Raw genomic sequence first — 17,168 nt, forward strand, 5'->3', positions numbered from 1 at the left:
GGATCTCGGCGAGGGACTCATCTCTCCGCAGTCGCTCCACACTGCCCCTGCTACGGCAGGGACCGGTGCGCTTCCCCACCCAACCATGTCCACTGGAACGCTCCAGCCTCCTGCGCTCTCACCATCGACCGCACATGTCGCTCCTGGACTGAACTCGCCTCTGGATCCAAGCACCCAGGGCGCGATCGCTTCCAACCCACTCAGTGCTGCAGGCTCTCGTTCTCCCATTTCGGCCTCGGGGTTGACCCCCGTTCGTTCCGGCCCGCTTGGTGCTGGCCCCAATGGGAGCACTCTGTCCGCACTTCGTGGCTCAACCCAGATTCCGGGATCGGCTTTGGACTCCTCCAGTTCTCCCTCGTCTTTGCCGCGCTCTGCCGGATCGTCTGGTTCCTCGTTACACGCAGTTCCTCCGCGTTTGCCCTACGCACCTCACAGTTCTGGCCTCGGCACAGGAGGAGGATTCGCACAGGGCGCTCCTTCGTCCCTCCATGCCACGCCGACAACGCAGGCCAACGTTGCGGAAGAAAGCGACTCTAAGCGAGCTTCACAATCTGGCGGTCGCGGCACGGGAATGACCGGAGCTCCCATGCGAGGCGCACATGCTTCACCGGAAAGGAAGAAGGGCAAAATCCGCACGGTTGTCTCTGCCGTTGAGCGCGAGGGCAATATGCGGGAACTTCTTGGCGAGCGCCGCGCAGTCGTTCCCGGAGTGATTGGAGACTGGGTAAGAAACGAATCGGAGTAAACCCACTCCCTAGACGTGATCTGTGCCATACACTCCAAGAGTATGCAGATCATCGACCATGCTGACCGGGCGCTTGCTGCAGAGATCTCGGAGCTTCAAACCCGTTCTCTGCAGGCAGTGCTCGGTCACGCTGACTTTGGCCATTTTCCCCACGAGATCATCGCGCTGCTGAACGATACCTCGACCGCCCAAAACTACTTCGTTCTCCATAGGGATGCGGACGATGTTCTTCGTGGAGCCGCCCAAGTCACTCTCGACGGCGGAAAGAACGCCCACATAGCCAACGTTGATTTCATAACTGATCCGGAATGCGACCCGATTGCTGTGCTCGAGGCGCTGCGCCCGGGCGTCGAGAAGCTCACTGGATCACGAACGTCTGTGACCTGGTGGGTTTACTCGCCTCTTGTCGCTGATGGCCTTGCGCCACAAAGCGGCGATCTCCCCGTCGAGAAGACCGCAATCACACAATGGCTGAGCGATCACGGATTCACCCTCATTCAAACCGAATCTGCGTCAACCCTTCACGTCGACAACCATCGCGCGGAATACACCGTTGCGGCGGGATATGCCTTAAAGAGGTGGGTGGGACCTGCCCCGGAGGAATACGTCGATGACGTGGCGTTGTTGTGTTCACGCTTGGCGACGGATGCTCCCACCGGTGGAGTCGAATTCGCCCACGATCCTTGGGATGCAGAGCGTGTGCGCAGTAAAGAGGAGGCGTTACGCCAGGCGCGCCGAGAACACGTGTGGACCGTTGCTTTTACTGAAGATGGAGCCCCCGCAGGCTATACCTTCTTGGTTTACCCCGAGGATGGCGGAGACTTCGCCTTTCAACACGGCACGCTAGTTCTTTCAGAACACCGTGGCCACGGACTTGGTCTAGCCATGAAGCTGGCCAACCTGGCACAACTGCGCGAAGTTGCTCCGCACATAAAAAGGATTCACACCTGGAACGCCAGTGAAAACGAGTGGATGTTGCGGATCAACGAGCAGCTCGGTTCTCACCCGACGAGCGTGCTAGGCGCGTGGGAGCGCAAAGCCTAGGGCACCCTTACGGACCCACCGCGTAGGTTGGAGAGCATGAAGGTTACCGCGCAGACGCTGTACGAGACGTTCCACGCCGCACTGGCGCGCCACGGCATGAGCGATGCCCAAGCGCGCTCGAGTGCAGCTGTGTTTGTCGACGCTGAGCTGCAAGGAAAGTCCAGCCACGGGACCTTTCACCTGATCGACTATCTCGCGGCCTTGGACAAGGGAGCGATTAATGGCAAGGCCAAGCCCAAGGTCCACCTGGCGGGATCGGTCGTACACGTGGACGCCGATGGTGGGTTGAGCCAATTCGCCGTCGATCAGGCGATGCAGCAGGTCGTCACCACCACCCGCGAGCAAGGCGTGGCGGTGTGCGCGATCTCGAATACGTACACCACCGGCGAGCTGGGTTGGTATCCCCGAGCTTTCGCGCGCCACGGGCTCGTCAGCATGACCACCACCAACTCCCCCGCCTTAGTCGCTCTCGGATCCGATGGACAACGAGTAGTAGGCACAAACCCCACTGCATTCGGCGTTCCTGGGGCCATGGTGATGGATCAGGCCGTGAGCGAGACGGCGTACTTGAATGTGCGCCAGCATGCGGCGCGGAATGAGGAACTGCCGGAGGGATGGGCCGTCGATAAGCACGGGCACCCCACCACCGATGCACAAGCAGCCGTCGACGGCGCGATGCTGCCCTTTGGCGGGAAGAAGGGCGCGAACCTCGCGCTGATGAGCGAGGTTCTGGCGCTGATGGCCGGAGGAACATCCTCGCTGGAGGTCACTGAGAACTCGGCGGACGGGGGTCAGCCGCGAGTCAGCATGTTCATTCTCTGCCTTGATCCGGAAAGCTTCGGTGGCGCGCAGCTCGTGCAGGACCACCTGGCACAGCTTTCAGCAGACCACGGTGTATATATCCCGGGGCGCTCGCGCATGAATGCTGCGCGACCCCGAGAGGTCGACGTCGATGACGACGTCTGGGAGAAGCTTTACGCCTGAACGGCGAACAGCGCGCCGATCCCGTAGGTCACGGCCAGGCCCAGTGCACCGCCGATAACCAGGCGGGCAATCGCGCGACCCCGTGGGGCATCGGAAAGGCGCGCAGAGATGTAGCCGGTCAAGCCCAGGGCGAGCAGGGTGACCAGTGCAACCACTACAGCTGCCACTGCGGACGGTGCCAAAAGCGCTGCAGCCAGTGGAACGATCGCTCCCAGCACGAAGGCAATCGCCGATGAGGCGGCCGCGGCAATCGGGCTGGTCAGCTCCTCCTGGTCGATTCCCAGCTCAAGGCGCAGGTGTGCACCAAGTGCATCACCCTGGGTGATCTCGGAGGCTGCCGTGCGGGCGGTCTGCTCGCTCATGCCATAGCCGGCCAGAATCTGGGTCAGCTCCTCATGCTCACCATCGGGGTCTTCGACGAGCTCGCGACGCTCCTTGTCAATGAGTACCCGCTCGGTATCGCGCTGCGAGGACACTGAGACGTACTCGCCCAGGGCCATGGAAACCGCGCCACCGACGGTGGCGGCAATGCCTGCCGTCATCAAGGCCGAGTCGCTAGCTCCAGCACCCAGCACACCGATGAGCAGAGCGGCGACGGAAACGATGCCGTCGTTGGCGCCCAAGACACCAGCGCGCAGCGTGTTGGTGGCTGAGGTTACGCTGCCAGAGTGCGGCTCAATGCCGGAATGAGAAGAAGTCATAGCGTTCTGTCCTAACTAGTCCACACGAGTCGAGCGCCCTCGTGGCCGGTCAAAACCACAAAGACGAGCGTTGCCAACGCAGCCACGACAGTAAGTACCTGCACGATCATGGCGAAGGTGCGTGCCTTGTTGGTGGTGGTGGCGTAATAAAAGGCCGCTGCAAGAACAGCAAGCGCGATGGTGGAAGCAGTTGCACCGTTGGCATACAGGGCATGGGTGGAAACCGGGCCCATGTTCGCTTCGCTCAAGCCCTTAAGAGCCAGCATGGCTTCGCCAGAAGATCGCGCCAACAAGATCGCTGGCACAGAAATGATGGAAACTACCGGCGCCAAGTAGCGCAGTGCCCGATGAGTTGCGGGGATGAGCGCCCACACGATGCACAGCAGCGCAGCGATGGGAACCAAGGTGACGGCTGCATGGACCAGCAGCGGATGCGCGGGTAATCCCGCGATGTTCGTGAACATGTCCACTACTTAAGTCGCATGCGACACCACCCGCAAGCGATCGAAGCCTAACCTAACTGGTCAGAGGCATTTTTAGGAGCGTTTCCGGAAACCCAGGCGGGGACTAAACCGCTCCGGATACTTTCGCTGCGCCACTGCATCGGCGATGATGAGCCGCTGCTGAGGATCGCTCACCGGAAGGTCGGTCACCGAAAACCAACCCACTTCGGTCGACTCATCGTCTCCCACAACCGGGGTGTCATCTCCTACCACGCTCATCCGCAGCGCAGTGACCATGTATGTGCACTGATCGCCATTGACGTGCGTAAGCGGGGGCGTGGATCCCACTCCAAGCAGGGCTTCAACCCGCGCATCCAGGCCGGTTTCCTCTTTGACTTCACGCACCGCAGTGGTGTCCGGGTCCTCCCCCGGGTCACAGATCCCGGTAACGGGCGTCCACTTCCCGTTGTCGGAGCGCTTGACCAGCAATACCTCGGGTGCCGCAAAGATCGTGTCGTTGGTGGCGTCACGCAACACCACCGCTGTCACCGAGGGCAGCCACAGACGGTCATGCCCAATCTTCTGGCGCAGCTCGGTGATAAAGGGTGGGATAGGCATAGCTACAAGGGTACCGCCCGGTTAGGACCACGTCAGGCGGGCGTCCGGGACTACCTCACGAATAACCTCCTGGATGCGGGCCATCGGCACGAACGCCACCGAGGCCTCGGCAGCCTGAGCCGGGTCGTCGCATACCGGTGCTGCATCCGTGGCACCGCGGGTACCGGACACCAGACCAATGACCACGGGACGACCGTCGATGCCGATGGTGACCGGGCCGCCGGAATCGCCGCGCTGGGCGCACATCTTGGCGGTATCCCCAGTGGTGATTACTTCCTGCTCGGTCTCGGGGTCGACCATGGCGTAGCGCTGACCCTGTGGCCCGATCTCTCCACAGGTCTGCCCGGTGGTGCCACCGACCTTGCACGCAGTACCCGTGGGAGGGGTGTTACCCAGCAAAGTCTCGACCGGCGCCTTGTCACCCAGGATCATGGGGTGATTCGGATCGGTGATCTCGATGATGGCCACATCGGAGCGTTTGGCGGGGTCTGATTCGTTGAGCCCGGAGTAGATCACGCGGCCAACTTCCTTGGTGAAGTTCTGCTCGGTATTCCCGCCGCGCGGGAACACCAAGTCGCCCTCCTGACCGCAGTGCGAGGCCGTCACCGCGTAGGCACGGCCGTCCTGGCCATCGAAGCTGAATGCGACGGTGCACTCGGTCGCTTCGAAGGGGACACCTGGGGTAGGAATCTCACCGGTCAGGTGAAACAGCGTTCCCGGAGCCCACGGCGAATGGGTAGGCACGACAGTTCCGGCCGGGCCAAAGCCCGCGGTCTCGGCCACGGGAGTGGCCTGGGTAGCCACAGAGGACTGAGCCTGAGTCATAGTGGTCTGCTCGCGCAGAACACCCGCGCCAGCGGTCACAGCAACCGCGGAGGCGCACACGGCCACGGCGAAGGCCCACGGCCCCAGTGTCGAGCGTTGTGAGGTACTGGTCACGAGTTTTCGCCTTGTCCTTCCTGCTGGGCGTCGTCCGCTTGTGCGCGCGCCGCCTCTTTCTTCAACTCACGCACAAAGGCCTCAGGATCGAATTCCTGGTAGACCTCCGGGCCGCCTACATATTCCTGACCCATTTACTGTTCCTTCTCAGCAGCATGCTGCGCAATAAAGTCCTTGACCTTCTGCGCGTCGTTGGGCAGGTCTACCACGTGGTGCTCCTTGCCCTCAACCTCCGCAAAGCGTTCCGGCACCGGTGGGAAGCTGCCAATTGCCTCCGTAATCGTCTCGGAGAACTTCACAGGTAGGGCGGTTTCGAGCACAACGATGTCGGTATCGATCTCGGGCAGCCACCCGCGCGCCACATGTACGCCGTCGGCCGTGTGTGGGTCGATCAGCGTATCCAGGCGCTCGTGCGCGTCCTTAATCTCGGCGATGCGGTCGGCGTGTGTGGAAGAACCCGAGGCGAAACCGAATTCGGGCACAATGTCGAGCATCTTCGTGTCCTCGGACAGGTTGAACCCGCCCTGCGGGACCAGCACCCCAAACATGTCCTTGATACGTCCGGCCTCACCGTCGAGGAGGTCGTAAATGAAGCGCTCAAAGTTCGATGGGCGCGAGATGTCCATCGAGGGCGAGGAGGTCTTGATCGAACCTCCCGCCTGCTTGCGGTGGTAGTAGCCGGTGTTGAAGAAGACGTCCAGGTTGTCATTCTCGTTGTTGGCCACGATGAGCTGGTCGATGGGCAGACCCATCATGCGGGCCACGTGGCCGGCGTACACGTTGCCAAAGTTGCCGGTTGGCACGGAGAACGAGATCTTCTGGTCGTTACTCTCCGTGACCTTGAAGTACAGCGCAAAGTAATAGGCCACCTGCGCCAGGATGCGGGCGAAGTTGATGGAATTAACCGCACCGATCGAGTACTGCGCCTTAAAGTCCGCGTCCCCGGCAACCGCCTTGACCACGTCCTGGCAGTCGTCGAAGGTTCCCTCGAGCGCGATGTTGTAGATGTTGTCATCATCCAGCGAGAACATTTGCGCCTGCTGGAAGGGGGTCATGCGACCTGCCGGGGTCAGCATGAACACGTTGATGTTATCGCGCCCGCGCATGGCGTATTCCGCGCTCGATCCGGTATCCCCCGAGGTAGCGCCCAGGATGTTGAGCTTCTGGCCGCGGCGGGTGAGCTCGTACTCAAAGAGTTCTCCCAAAAGCTGCATCGCCATGTCCTTGAAGGCAGCCGTAGGGCCTTCGGAGATGTGGCCGAGGAACATCCGATCGTCGAAACGCGAAACCCGCACGATCTCGTCGGTGCCGAATGCCTCGGCGTTGTATGCCCGGCGCGCCATTGCGGCCAGGTCCTCGCGCGGGATGTCGCTAATAAATAGGTCCAACACCTCGGTAACCAGCGCCGCGTACCCCTCTGTGGCCAGCAGCTCGCGCCAGCTCTGGAGAGTCTCCGGGCTCACCTCTGGGTAGTGCGCCGGAATGTAGAGACCGCCATCCGGGGCCAGCCCGGTCAGCAAGATCTCGCTGAACGCGGCGGGGGTCTCATTGGTATCGCGGGTAGAGATGTATTCCATGCGTCGCTAGTGTACTGCGTTTTTGCGCATAGAGTCCGCACGCGCGTGTGTTACCCGGCGGGTATAAGGTCTACACCCATGAATAGCGACGCGCATAGTCCCCTCTCCCGTCGAGCGGTCATTGTGTGGGCATGTGCCGCGCTTTTCTACATCGTGGCAGTCACCGGTCGAACGTCCTTCGGAGTCGCCGGTATTACGGCCATCGATCGATTCGAGGTAGATGCCGCGCGCATCGCAGTCTTTACTGCCGTCCAGTTGGCGGTCTACTCCACGGCCCAGATGCCGGTGGGTTTGCTCATCGATCGCTTCGGGCCCCGGCGCGTTTTGGTCACCGGTGCGTTCATCATGGCCATCGGCCAGCTTATTCTGGGCCTGACCACGTCCTACGGTGTGGCCATCGGAGCGCGCATCCTCATCGGCGCCGGTGATGCGTCTGCCTTCTTGTCGGTCATGCGGTTGATTCCCAATTGGATTCCGCCCCGCAAGACCCCGATATTTACGCAGCTCACCGCCGGACTCGGCCAGCTGGGACAGTTTCTCTCCGCGGTCCCGTTCCTCGCCGTGCTGAGCACGCAGGGCTGGACTCCGGCGTTTGTCGGCCTCGGCGCAGTCGGAGTGTTGGTGGCGTTGGCGGCGGGTCTTGCTGTTGCCGACGCCCCAGCGAGCGCACAGCCCAAGAAGCCGGCTCCGCATCCTCCGTTTTCCGCTACGCTGCGCACTGTTTTGAGCCACCCGGTGTGTTGGCAAGCCTTCTTCATCCACTACAGCGGAATGATGCTCCAGGTGGTGTTCACCTTGTTGTGGGGTGTGCCGTTGATGAGCCTGGGTATGGGGCTTTCCAACGGCCAGGTTGGCCTCGCGCTCTCCCTCAATACGGCAGCCAACATCATGGCCGTGCCGCTCATGGGCATCATCTCTCAACGCATGGGGTACTCGCGCGACATCGCGGTTCTCGTGCTCGCCGGCACGCTCGGCGCATCGTGGATGATCTTCTTGGCTCCTGAGCAGCCGCGCGGTTTCGCCGCGGCCATCATCCTCAACGTCCTGATGGGCTCGCTGTGCCTGTCCTCGAATTTCGGGTTCGATTCGGTGCGTTCGCGCGTCCCCCGAGAGATCGTCGCCACCGGAACCGGGCTGGGAAACATGGGAGGCTTCATCTCTGCCATGGTGGCGGCACAGATGGTGGGTGTGCTTCTCGACGCCTCCTCCAACGGGGCGCAGTATCAATGGCAGGACTTCCGCGTTGCCTGGGTTGCTCCCCTGGCCATCTGGGGTGTGGGCATGGCCGGAATTGTGCTTACCCGCGTGTGGACGAAGCGCTGGGAGAAGCGCTCCGGCAACACCACCCGCGTGCGCGTGGTCGATCAGTCTCCCGAGACCAAGTAACGCGCTACTCCGTGAGGATCCGCGAGGAACTCGCGGGTGGCGTGCACCGATTCCACGCTATCGAAGTCCACGTGGTCAATCCCATGATCGCCGATCTCCACGATGTCCGCGCCGGGGATGGCCGGCAGTACCGGGGAATGCGTAGCGACGATAAACTGCCCACCGTGCTGGGCAGCCAACGCGATCTCCGCGAGTAGGGCCATCTGGCGCACGACGGACAGGCCCGACTCGGGCTCGTCGAGGAGGTACACCCCGCGTCCGCGCATGTACTCCCCGAGGATGTCGAAAACGCCCTCCCCGTGTGAGCGCCCAGCCAGGCGCTCCGACTGCTCCATCCGCAGTCGCCCGGCTCGCCCGATCATGCTATCCGCAACCTCCATCAGGCTCAGTTGCGTCTCGCTGCGGAGATAAAAACCGCCGAAGATGGCCGGTTCCTCAGTCTCAACCCGGAGCACGCGATCAAGCCTGGACTCCGTCCCCGTGCGGCGCCTCTTTCCTTCCAAGTCAAAGCCATGACGTGGCCCGCCCCACGCGTCGAACTCGAGGGCCAGAGCGATGGCCTCCATCAACGTCGACTTGCCGCTGCCGTTATCCCCGGTGATCACGGTAACGGGAGCCTGAAATTCCAGCGGAGCGCGGGTGAGCGCCCGGACCACTGGCAAATCGAAGACGTAACTATCTAACCTTCGCTGGTTTACCAAGGACCTCAAGACGCTGAGGTCAGGCAGTCTGACTGACTTGAGTGGCGGCTGAAACATTAGCGAGAGTGGCGCTGATCGCTGTTGAGCAACTCCGCGATGAACTTCAGGGCGGTCTCTGCCCCGGCCCCGGGGGCCGGACGCGGAGGCAGCGGGGACTCTGCGGACGCATGGCGGGGTTCGCGCACATCGGCTGTCTGTGTGGTGTCCTCGGTGACCACGGCCAGCTCATCGCCCTCGATGACAACCTCGGTGGCGGGGTCTACCTGGGCGTTGCGGGCAGCGTCGACAAGCGTGATCAAGTCGCTGAAGGTGGCGTCATTGAGTCCGATAGAAAACTTCACTGGCATGGTGGCACTCCTTTTGGGGTTGGTTTCTGTCCTGTACTGCTCAACCTAGGCGCTGCGGCGCGGGTGCAACACCCTGAAACCGGGATCTCCGGGTAGAAATCAGGGCATCTCCCTACGCCAACTATCCGAACTCCAGGGTGGATTCCTCTCCCCAGAACACACGGTCCACGATTCGACGCGCGCGACGAGTAACACGCAGGTAGTCCTCCAGAAACTTTTGGTATTCCGAGCCGTAGCCGGCCGCTGCTGCCACGCGGGCAAGCTCGGGGCCGGGCTGGGGCAGTTGGTCCTTACGCTTGCCTTTGGCCAGCACGAGAGCGTTGCGGGCATCGGTGGCCATGATCCAGGCATCGCGTAGCTCGCGCACGTCGCTCGCGGTGATGATGTCCGGATCGTTGGCCTCCTCGAGTGCGTCGAGCGTGGCCAGCGTGGAGGTGTTGTGCAGCTGCGGATGAGTGTGGGCGTGCTCCATCGTGAGCAACTGCACCGTCCATTCGATGTCGCTTAGGCCACCGCGTCCCAGCTTGGTGTGCGTGGTGCGATCGCCTCCACGAGGCAGGCGCTCATCATCCACGCGCGCCTTGATACGGCGTACCTCGCGGACCTGGGCGGCACTAGCTCCCTTCTCGGGGTAGCGGAACTGATCGATGGTGAGCAGGAACTTCTCTGCCAGTCCCTTGTCACCGGCGGCAAAAGCCGCGCGCTGCAACGCCTGAATCTCCCAGGTCTCGCCCCATTCGCGGTAATAGCGCTCGTAGGAGCCGACGGTGCGCACCACTGCCCCGCTGCGTCCCTCGGGTCGCAGTCCCAGGTCCACGTCCAGGGGTGGGTCTCCGGAGGGAGTCGCTAATCGACGCCGCATGGAGTCAACAACCTTGCCAGCCCACGCAATCGCCTCGCTTTCCTCAACCCCCTCAGCTGGTTCGGCGACCACCATGACATCAGCGTCCGAGCCGTAGCCCAGTTCGCGGCCTCCGAGGCGTCCCATGCCGATGATCGCCAGGCGCGCCTTCGGCGACTCCTCCCCGCTGGCGTTGAGGCCCTCCCGGATTTCCGCCCGCAAGCCCGCTTCCAGCACGGCCAGCCACACGGTGGATAGCTCCAGGCATACCTGGCGCACATCCATGAATCCGAGCAGGTCAGCGCAGGCGATGCGAGCTAGTTCGAGCCGGCGCAGCCCGCGGGCTCGCGCAACGGCCTTGCTTGCCGACCGATGGCGCTTGGCCGAGGCCAACAACGCGCTGTAAACGCGCTCGGGTTCTGCCTCCAGCAGCTTTGGGCCGGACGCGCCGTCGGAAAGCTGCTTGACCACATCAGGTGCATTGATCACGAGCTCGGAGGTGTACGGGCTCGTTCCCAGAATGAACATCAGGCGCTCGGCCACGATGCCCTCGTCGCGCAGCATCCTTAAGAACCACGTGCGATCCTCGGCGGCCTCGGATAGCTTGCGATAGTTCAGCAAGCCCGCGTCGGGGTCGGGCGTGGTGCCCAAATACTCCAGGAGGCTGGGCAACAGGATCGCCTGCAGCTTGGCCTTGCGCGAGGACCCCGTGGCCAGCTTGGTCAGGTGCTCTACGGCGCGGGCCGGGTGGGTGTAACCCAGCGCAGCCAGTTGGTCGCGAGCGGCGGTCGGGCTCAATCGGAGCTCGTCGACGCTCTTGGTCACCACAGAATTCAGCAGAGGGCGATAGAAAAGCTTGGCGTGCAGGCCCGAGACGTCGCGACGCACTTTCTTCAACGACTCTTCCAGGCGCTCCACCGGCGACTTGCCGTCCCGGGCGGTAAAACCTGCCGTGGTGGCCAACCAGCCCCAGTCATCCCGGTCGTCTTTGGCGGGTAGGGCGTGGGTTCGCCGCAGTCGGTGCAACTGCAGGCGGTGCTCCATCAGGCGCAAATGTTCGTAGGCCTTGATCAGTCGAGTGCCGTCCACGCGGCCGACGTAACCGCCTGCCACCAGTGCTTCCAGCGCCTGGGTCGTGGCCAACACGCGCAACGAGTCATCGGAGCGTCCATGCACAAGCTGCAGCAACTGCACGGCAAACTCGACATCACGCAAGCCACCACTTCCCAGCTTGAGCTCACGATCCTTGAGGTCGGAGGGCACGTTGTCCACCACCCGCCGGCGCATGCGCTGCACGTCCTCCACAAAGGAGTCGCGGCGGGAGGCCTCCCACACCATGGGAGCGAGGGCGTCGACATAGTCCTGGGCGAGCTCCACATCGCCTGTCATGGGGCGCGACTTCAGCTGTGCCTGGAATTCCCAGGTTTCTGCCCAGCGACGGTAATAGGTCACGTGGCTATCCAGCGTGCGCACCAGCGCACCCGACTTACCCTCTGGACGCAGGTTGGCGTCGACCTCAAAGAAGCAGGCAGACCCGATACGCATGAACTCGCTGGCGATTTTTGTGGCCACGGCTCCAGCGTCATCAGCAACGAAGATGACGTCCACGTCGGAGATGTAATTCAGCTCGCGCGCCCCGCACTTGCCCATCGCCATGACGCCGAGGCGCACATCCAGCTCCTGGTCACCGCGCACGGTATAGACCGCCACCGCGAGTGCTGCGGTCAACGCGGCATCGGCCAAATCGCTTAAGGCTCCAGTGACCTCCGGAAAGCTAATGACCGGCTGGCCTGCCCCGTAGCCCTTACGGGCAGCGAAGGTTCCAGCCAGGTCGAGAGCCGCGATGCGCATCAAGAGGGTGCGATAGCAGGACTTGAGGGCAGTCTTGGCCTCCGGGCCCTTGAGCTGGGCACGGTAGGTTCCCGCTTCTGGCTCATCCCCGAGAGGTTCGCCGTCAAGGCGACGTGCCTTAACCGACTCGAGCATGGCGGCAAACATCTCCCCACGCCCGGGCAGGTCACCTGCCAGTTCCTTCCACGTGGAGGGATGAGCGACGAGGTGGTCACCCAGGGCGCTGGAGCCTCCCAGCAGCGCGAATAAGCGCACCCGGAATGTGGAGTCGGTCTGTATGGCCTCGAGCAGCTGGTCTCGCTCGCCTTCGACCGCCTCAACCAGGCGCATCAGGGTGTTGAGCAGGAGGTCTGGATTGCCTGCCCCGGCAAGCGTCCACAGCACATCCGGGCTGTCGAGGTGAAGCTTGTCCAAATCCTCTGCCGCGTGCGGGCCTTTCAATCCCAGCGTTGCCGGGGAGATGCGTTCGGAGCGCGCCATCAGCTACAGCTCCATGGTGGATCGCAGCTCCCACGCTGTGATCTGTTGGGTGTAGGCGCGCCACTCGTTCCACTTCGATCGCAGGAAGAATTCGAAGACGTGCTCTCCCAGCACTTCAGCCATGAATTCGCTGCGCTCAAACTCGTGGAGAGCATCGTCCAGGCTCATCGGCAGGTCCCGGTATCCCATGGCGCGACGCTCGCGGCGAGTCAGGGAGGTGACATCGTCCTCGGCTGGCTCGACGAGCTCGTATTCTTCGCGAATCCCCTTTAATCCGGCTGCCAACACTGCCGCGTACGCCAGATACGGGTTCGCAGCCGAGTCCAATGAGCGGACTTCGACCCGGCGCGAATTCTCCTTGTCCAGGCGGTAGGTGGGCACGCGGACCAGTGCCGACCGGTTAGACACGCCCCACGTGACTGCGGTCGGGGCCTCGTTGCCGAACTGCAGTCGCTTGTAGGAGTTGACCCACTGGTTGGTCACCGCACTGATCTCGTGGGCATGGGCCAGGATGCCGGCAATGAAGTGGCGTGCGGTGTCGGACAACGAGAACTCGTCATCCGGGTCGTGGAAGGCGTTGGAGTCTCCCTCGAAGAGGGAAAAGTGCGTGTGCATCGCGCTTCCCGCGTACTGCTGGAAGGGCTTGGGCATGAAGGTAGCTCGCACATCAGAACGCTGGGCAACGTTCTTGATCAGGTACCTAAAGCTCATCACGTTGTCTGCCATGGCCAGCACATCCGCGTTACGCAGGTCGATCTCCTGCTGCCCCGGGGCGGTCTCGTGGTGGGAGAACTCGGTGGCAATGCCCACGCTTTCCAACGCCCGCATGGCCTGTCGGCGAAACTTCGGGACGTCGTTATGCGATGCCTGGTCGAAGTACCCTCCGTTATCCGTGGGCACCAGATCCGTCGCCGGCGCGCCCTCGCCGGCCTGCTTGAGCACGTAAAACTCAATCTCCGGGCTTGCCTGGCAGGTAAAGCCCTCCTGGGCTGCCACGTTGACCTGGCGACGCAGGATCTGCCGGGGGTCTGCCATGGAGGGGTTGCCATCCGGCATGATGACGTCGCAGAACATGCGCGCGGTTCGCAGCTCCGGCTCGTCTTCGTCGAAGGGCATGATCTGGAACGTGGAGGGATCAGGCAGCAGCAGGGTGTCTGACTCCGATACTCGCGAAAAACCCTCGATGGAGGATCCGTCGAAGCCCACTCCCTCGTCAAAGGCCCCCTCGAGTTCACTGGGGGACATCATCACGCTCTTGAGCTGACCAAAGATGTCGGTGAACCACAGGCGGATGAAGTTGACGTCGCGATCCTCAACCGCGTGGAGGACGTATTCCTGCTGACTGTTCATTCTCCCCAGCATACGGAGATTGGCTGGCCGCGCAGTCTGCCCAACTGGCGAATTCAAACGTAGAGTGGGGCACTATGGTGAGCACTTTTCTCGAGGTCGAAGCAAAGTTCGCAGTTGATCAGGATGCAGCCGTGCCCTCGTTCGAGGAGCTCGGCGCGGTGGAGACGACACACCACCACAGTTTGTCCGCTATCTATTACGACACTCGCGACCTGCGCCTGACCAGATCGAAGGTGACGTTGCGCCGGCGAACCGGTGGTGGCGACGAAGGCTGGCACCTCAAGCTGCCGTCAGCGCAGGGCCGCCTTGAGCTCGGTGCACCGTTGGGCGAGGAACCCCGCGACGGGCAGATCGAGGTGCCCGAGGAACTGCTCGCCCAGATTCGCTCCATTGTCCGCTCGCACGAACTCATTCCCATCGCGCAGGTGGACAACGAGCGCACCGAGATCACGATTGCGAACGAAGACTCCTCCCCCATTGCCGAATTCTGCGACGACCATGTCACCGCTTCCTCGCTGCTGCTGGGTGGCTCCAGTCGCTCGTGGCGGGAATGGGAAATTGAGCTAGCCGGTGATCTGCCCGGTACCGAAGAAGGCACTGAACTGATTGCGCAGGCCAGCGAGCTGTTGCGAGCCGCCGGGGCTCGCACCTCCGATTCCCCGTCCAAACTGGTCGCAGCCCTCGGCGCTTCGCTGCATACAGCCCCGGTACCGGCGTACCTGGCACAGCAGGTCGACCCGGATTCCGCTGCCGGAGCGGTGGTGCGCGCGCTCAAGGCCAACCGCGACAAGATGGTGGAGTACGACCCCAAGGTGCGTCGCGACGAGTGGGACTCCGTCCACCAGATGCGCGTGGCCACCCGTGAGCTGCGCAGCCACCTGCAGACCTTTGATGGCGTGCTGGCCGGCGAGCCCGTCCGCATCATCCTGGATGAGTTGAAGATGCTCGCAGGATTGCTGGGCAAGGCCCGCGACGCCGAGGTGGTCGAGGAGCGCTTTGCCTGGCTGATCGACTCTGATGATTCTGGCCTGATCTCCGAGGACGAGCGTGCTCAGATCCTGGGAGCCATGAACACCGAGTACCAGCGTGCGCATCGCCACGTCGTGGCTGCGCTGAACTCTCCGCGGTATCTCAACCTGCTCGAACAGATCGACGCTTTGCTCGCCAACCCGCCGGTGATCACCCGCGAAGAAAGCGCACACTCGACAGCCACATCGCCGGACGACATGGAGCACGTCATGGCAGCATCCTTGGACAAAGCCTTCGCTTCCCTGCGCAAGCGGCACAAGAAGGCCGTGCGCAATTGGGAGAACAAGGACTTAAGCCTGCACGAGCGCGAGGACTACTTCCACGACATGCGCAAGGCCGCCAAGAAGCTGCGCTACAGCGCGGAGGCCGTACATGAGGCCACTGGTCTAAAGACTCGCAAGGTGTTCAAGGCCTGCAAGCAGATGCAGTCCACCTTGGGCGACTTCCAGGATGCTGTGACTAGCCGCGATCGGATCGCGCATCTGGCACAGCAGCACCGCCGCCATGGCCGCGACACCTTCGCGCTGGGCATGCTCTACCAGCGCGAACGCGAGCTCGGGCTGAAAGCCCTGAAGTCCTATGAAGAGGACTACGCCCGTATCGCTGCCGCCTACAAGCAGCTCGGGCGCAAGAAGTAGTAAGAGCTAGCGGGGGCCTTAGGCTCCCCAGTTCTCGTCCTGCTCGTCGTAGGCGTCGGCGGCCTTGGTGCGCTCGTCGGCGATCTTCAGGGCGTTCTCGGCCTCTTCGCGGGAACCGTAGGGACCCATGCGGTCAGTAATTCCGTCTTCCTTGCCCTGGGACACTTCGCCGTTGCTGGGGTTGAAGAACCACTGGTTAGTCATGCTGATCGTTGCCTTTCGCTCAGGTGGCGCGTTACACAGTGCGGTCTAGTTTACGCGCAATTGCAGCGGATTTGTTCCTGTTCGCCCGGTCCACTACCCGGTCGGGATAGACTTGGGCGGTTGCCGCAGGCGTCGACAAGCATCCCCCGAACCACACCAGGAAGCAGTGATGAGCCAGAACTCCCCCTCCCCGGCCGACAATGCGCGAAGCCTGTTTGCTCGCTCCTTTGATAGCGCCGCATCGTCGGTGGCACAGGCGCCGCTGACTTACGTGGTTTCGGGCGAGGAGACGGACCATTACGGTGGCTGCGTCGTGGTGGGCTTGAGTGAGCACCACGTCGCCGTCGCAGTGGGCCCAGGCGAGGGCGACCGGGTCGACGTCGTGGGCGTTGAGGATCAGGCGGAGGTCGCCGAGCGGCTAACTGGCCTGGTGGCATCGCTCGTGCAGCGTCAGCTGGTCCCCCGGACCACGAGTGGGCTACATGTTGCCATCTCCTGCCCTGCCGAAATTGGTGCGGGCTTAGGACGCGACGAGGCCATCGATGCGGCGTGTGTGGTGGCGCTTGTCGACGACCCCGCTGAAGCCGACATCGTCCCCCACCGGGCACGCCTTTCCGAGCTGTGTGCACAATCCGCAGCAGCTCACGCACACCGGCCTCACCTGCGGGGGCGCTACACCGCGATCCTGCGTGGTACCCCCGGTAACCTCAGCGTGATTGATTATGGCGACGGTTCTGTGACCCAGGTTTCGGCTCCAACCGGATATTCGGCCGCCGTCATCACGGGTGAGCACCCCTCAACTAGCGAGCGTGACCAGGAGGAGCTCCAGCGTCGAGCGTTCATCGACGCCGCGTGCCATGCCTTTGCCGCCGACCCCTTGCGCACTCTGCCCGATGCCCACGATCGCGTGCTCAAGCACCTGGCTGCAGTGCATGACTTTGATAGCTCTACCGATCTTCCCTCAGTCGAGACTGCACATGGTTGGCTCTCGCGCCTGGAGCGCGAGATCGACCGCACCCAGGCGGCAGCGCTAGCGCTGCGTTCTCGCCGTGTAGCCCAGCTGTGGCCGGTTCTCACGGAAGGTGCGCAGGACGCGCCGGACAACCAGGTTGCACAGGCCGCTGTGCGCGCAGGAGCAACCGCAGCCATCGGGTTGTGTACCGATGTTGCGCTGGCTTACGTCGAGGTTGCCCAGGCTCAGTCGTGGCTCGCCGACCTCACCTCGTACTCGGTGGTGTGGCTGGGTACGGGAGAGCCTGCCCGACGAGTTTCTCCGGAAGACTAGGCACG

16 protein-coding genes and 1 pseudogene are annotated in these 17,168 nt (G+C 62.8%); 6 read left to right on the forward strand and 11 right to left on the reverse strand.

Annotated elements, in window-relative coordinates:
- The 3 genes and pseudogenes from FHE74_RS10715 to FHE74_RS03620 all read left to right on the forward strand — a co-directional run.
- Positions 1-745: pseudogene (locus FHE74_RS10715) on the forward strand (hypothetical protein); the annotation flags it as partial.
- Between the two features lie 42 nt (positions 746-787).
- The gene (locus FHE74_RS03615) at positions 788-1,789 is read left to right on the forward strand and encodes a GNAT family N-acetyltransferase (protein WP_139465149.1); all 1,002 of its coding nucleotides are present in this window, start codon (positions 788-790) and stop codon (positions 1,787-1,789) included.
- Between the two features lie 36 nt (positions 1,790-1,825).
- Complete coding sequence (locus FHE74_RS03620) at positions 1,826-2,773, forward strand: Ldh family oxidoreductase (RefSeq protein ID WP_139465150.1); 948 nt, start codon at positions 1,826-1,828, stop codon at positions 2,771-2,773.
- Here the strand turns inward: FHE74_RS03620 and FHE74_RS03625 are convergent.
- The 6 genes from FHE74_RS03625 to thrC all read right to left on the reverse strand — a co-directional run bounded on the left by FHE74_RS03625 (position 2,764) and on the right by thrC (position 7,051).
- The gene (locus FHE74_RS03625) at positions 2,764-3,474 is read right to left on the reverse strand and encodes a VIT1/CCC1 transporter family protein (protein WP_139465151.1); all 711 of its coding nucleotides are present in this window, start codon (positions 3,472-3,474) and stop codon (positions 2,764-2,766) included. The two genes, FHE74_RS03620 and FHE74_RS03625, sit on opposite strands and share 10 nt — an antisense overlap.
- An 11-nt stretch (positions 3,475-3,485) precedes the next feature.
- Positions 3,486-3,938 carry a DUF2231 domain-containing protein gene (locus FHE74_RS03630; protein WP_139465152.1) on the reverse strand — a complete coding sequence of 151 codons (453 nt, stop codon included), beginning with the start codon at positions 3,936-3,938 and terminating at the stop codon, positions 3,486-3,488.
- A gap of 72 nt (positions 3,939-4,010) precedes the next feature.
- Positions 4,011-4,535: an NUDIX hydrolase gene (locus FHE74_RS03635; protein WP_139465153.1), complete on the reverse strand. Its 525-nt coding sequence runs from the start codon at positions 4,533-4,535 to the stop codon at positions 4,011-4,013.
- 21 nt (positions 4,536-4,556) lie between these two features.
- Positions 4,557-5,474, reverse strand: a complete 918-nt coding sequence (locus FHE74_RS03640; protein WP_139465154.1) for a trypsin-like serine protease — start codon at positions 5,472-5,474, stop codon at positions 4,557-4,559.
- Positions 5,471-5,608: a hypothetical protein gene (locus tag FHE74_RS10625; protein ID WP_180339668.1), complete on the reverse strand. Its 138-nt coding sequence runs from the start codon at positions 5,606-5,608 to the stop codon at positions 5,471-5,473. Before FHE74_RS10625 ends, FHE74_RS03640 begins: the two co-directional genes overlap by 4 nt.
- Positions 5,609-7,051: a threonine synthase gene (gene thrC / locus FHE74_RS03645; protein ID WP_139465155.1), complete on the reverse strand. Its 1,443-nt coding sequence runs from the start codon at positions 7,049-7,051 to the stop codon at positions 5,609-5,611. It lies immediately after the preceding gene.
- 78 nt (positions 7,052-7,129) lie between these two features.
- Between thrC and FHE74_RS03650 the strand changes: the two genes are divergently transcribed.
- Entirely contained in the window at positions 7,130-8,437 is a 1,308-nt protein-coding gene (locus FHE74_RS03650) for an MFS transporter (RefSeq protein WP_139465156.1), read from the forward strand.
- Here FHE74_RS03650 and FHE74_RS03655 read toward each other — a convergent pair.
- The 4 genes from FHE74_RS03655 to glnA form a co-directional block, all read right to left on the reverse strand.
- Positions 8,416-9,195, reverse strand: coding sequence for an AAA family ATPase (locus tag FHE74_RS03655; RefSeq protein ID WP_139465157.1), 780 nt, complete (start codon positions 9,193-9,195; stop codon positions 8,416-8,418). The two genes, FHE74_RS03650 and FHE74_RS03655, sit on opposite strands and share 22 nt — an antisense overlap.
- Positions 9,195-9,485, reverse strand: a complete 291-nt coding sequence (locus tag FHE74_RS03660) for a hypothetical protein (RefSeq protein WP_139465158.1) — start codon at positions 9,483-9,485, stop codon at positions 9,195-9,197. The genes FHE74_RS03655 and FHE74_RS03660 overlap by 1 nt, the downstream gene beginning before the upstream one ends.
- A 121-nt stretch (positions 9,486-9,606) precedes the next feature.
- A complete protein-coding gene (locus FHE74_RS03665; protein WP_139465159.1) occupies positions 9,607-12,657 on the reverse strand; it encodes a bifunctional [glutamine synthetase] adenylyltransferase/[glutamine synthetase]-adenylyl-L-tyrosine phosphorylase in 3,051 nt (1,016 codons plus the stop codon).
- 3 nt (positions 12,658-12,660) lie between these two features.
- Complete coding sequence (gene glnA, locus FHE74_RS03670) at positions 12,661-14,007, reverse strand: type I glutamate--ammonia ligase (protein WP_139465160.1); 1,347 nt, start codon at positions 14,005-14,007, stop codon at positions 12,661-12,663.
- Positions 14,008-14,081: 74 nt separating this feature from the next.
- Here glnA and FHE74_RS03675 point away from each other — a divergent pair, with 74 nt between their 5' ends.
- The gene (locus tag FHE74_RS03675) at positions 14,082-15,674 is read left to right on the forward strand and encodes a CYTH and CHAD domain-containing protein (protein ID WP_139465161.1); all 1,593 of its coding nucleotides are present in this window, start codon (positions 14,082-14,084) and stop codon (positions 15,672-15,674) included.
- An 18-nt stretch (positions 15,675-15,692) separates the two neighbouring features.
- Here FHE74_RS03675 and FHE74_RS03680 read toward each other — a convergent pair whose 3' ends face one another.
- A complete protein-coding gene (locus tag FHE74_RS03680; protein ID WP_139465162.1) occupies positions 15,693-15,878 on the reverse strand; it encodes a hypothetical protein in 186 nt (61 codons plus the stop codon).
- Between the two features lie 169 nt (positions 15,879-16,047).
- On the opposite strand from FHE74_RS03680, the gene FHE74_RS03685 reads away from it, so the two are divergent.
- Entirely contained in the window at positions 16,048-17,163 is a 1,116-nt protein-coding gene (locus FHE74_RS03685) for a hypothetical protein (protein WP_139465163.1), read from the forward strand.
- The last annotated feature ends 5 nt before the right edge of the window (positions 17,164-17,168 follow it).

This window comes from Corynebacterium tapiri (genome assembly GCF_006334925.1).
Taxonomy (GTDB): Bacteria; Actinomycetota; Actinomycetes; order Mycobacteriales; family Mycobacteriaceae; genus Corynebacterium; species Corynebacterium tapiri.

What these genes read in the sequence shown, in the direction of transcription:
- FHE74_RS03615 (WP_139465149.1), top strand. Translation starts at nt 788, where the DNA reads ATGCAGATCATCGACCATGCTGACCGGGCGCTTGCTGCAGAGATCTCG.
- FHE74_RS03620 (WP_139465150.1), top strand. Translation starts at nt 1,826, where the DNA reads ATGAAGGTTACCGCGCAGACGCTGTACGAGACGTTCCACGCCGCACTG.
- FHE74_RS03625 (WP_139465151.1), bottom strand. Translation starts at nt 3,474, where the DNA reads ATGACTTCTTCTCATTCCGGCATTGAGCCGCACTCTGGCAGCGTAACC.
- FHE74_RS03630 (WP_139465152.1), bottom strand. Translation starts at nt 3,938, where the DNA reads ATGTTCACGAACATCGCGGGATTACCCGCGCATCCGCTGCTGGTCCAT.
- FHE74_RS03635 (WP_139465153.1), bottom strand. Translation starts at nt 4,535, where the DNA reads ATGCCTATCCCACCCTTTATCACCGAGCTGCGCCAGAAGATTGGGCAT.
- FHE74_RS10625 (WP_180339668.1), bottom strand. Translation starts at nt 5,608, where the DNA reads ATGGGTCAGGAATATGTAGGCGGCCCGGAGGTCTACCAGGAATTCGAT.
- thrC (WP_139465155.1), bottom strand. Translation starts at nt 7,051, where the DNA reads ATGGAATACATCTCTACCCGCGATACCAATGAGACCCCCGCCGCGTTC.
- FHE74_RS03650 (WP_139465156.1), top strand. Translation starts at nt 7,130, where the DNA reads ATGAATAGCGACGCGCATAGTCCCCTCTCCCGTCGAGCGGTCATTGTG.
- FHE74_RS03655 (WP_139465157.1), bottom strand. Translation starts at nt 9,195, where the DNA reads ATGTTTCAGCCGCCACTCAAGTCAGTCAGACTGCCTGACCTCAGCGTC.
- FHE74_RS03660 (WP_139465158.1), bottom strand. Translation starts at nt 9,485, where the DNA reads ATGCCAGTGAAGTTTTCTATCGGACTCAATGACGCCACCTTCAGCGAC.
- FHE74_RS03665 (WP_139465159.1), bottom strand. Translation starts at nt 12,657, where the DNA reads ATGGCGCGCTCCGAACGCATCTCCCCGGCAACGCTGGGATTGAAAGGC.
- glnA (WP_139465160.1), bottom strand. Translation starts at nt 14,007, where the DNA reads ATGAACAGTCAGCAGGAATACGTCCTCCACGCGGTTGAGGATCGCGAC.
- FHE74_RS03675 (WP_139465161.1), top strand. Translation starts at nt 14,082, where the DNA reads ATGGTGAGCACTTTTCTCGAGGTCGAAGCAAAGTTCGCAGTTGATCAG.
- FHE74_RS03680 (WP_139465162.1), bottom strand. Translation starts at nt 15,878, where the DNA reads ATGACTAACCAGTGGTTCTTCAACCCCAGCAACGGCGAAGTGTCCCAG.
- FHE74_RS03685 (WP_139465163.1), top strand. Translation starts at nt 16,048, where the DNA reads ATGAGCCAGAACTCCCCCTCCCCGGCCGACAATGCGCGAAGCCTGTTT.